The organism is Halalkalibacter lacteus (assembly GCF_036663595.1).
Lineage (GTDB): Bacteria > Bacillota > Bacilli > Bacillales > Bacillaceae_D > Halalkalibacter > Halalkalibacter lacteus.
In genome coordinates this window covers 1-489 of sequence record NZ_JAWRVL010000098.1, presented here as the reverse complement: position 1 = coordinate 489, position 489 = coordinate 1, and the positions used below count along the sequence as shown (strand labels likewise).

Below are 489 nucleotides of genomic sequence, written 5' to 3'. Positions count from 1 at the left end.
GGAGTACCTCCCCAAAAGTCGAATTAGTAAGTTACCACACAAAACTAACGACTGGAGGAAGACTCCCTTATGACTATTATACGACAAGGAAGCCTATTTGACCTGCAAGATTTATATGACTTAGAACCTACCCACCGTTTTGAAGCGGTGTTTTCGACGATTGAGATTGATCCGATTCTAGCTGTTGTATCAAAAAAAGCCCTATATGGTGCTCCTGTTCAGCTTAATTATGCAGCCATGACCTACTCTCTTGCGGCTAGAATTCTTGAACGAATTCCTACGATTAAAGATCTCATTAAACGTTTAACGAATGACTTTATGTTTCGTCTGGATTGTGGATTTCTACTATCTGATGCGATTCCATCCGAAGCCTCTTATTCAAGAATGCTTACGAAGTTAGTTGAATCAGATGTTCTTGAACGTGTTCAAGAAACTCAAATCCTCCAAGCCATTCTAGAAGGATTTATCACTGATGATACAGTTGCCCTT

Annotated in this window: 1 protein-coding gene; it reads left to right on the top strand. The window is 39.9% G+C overall.

The genetic code is table 11. The features are described from left to right. Positions 1 to 69 precede the first annotated feature (69 nt). The coding region (locus SAZ04_RS21655) for a transposase (protein ID WP_332699568.1) at positions 70 to 489 on the top strand (420 nt) is incomplete at its 3' end.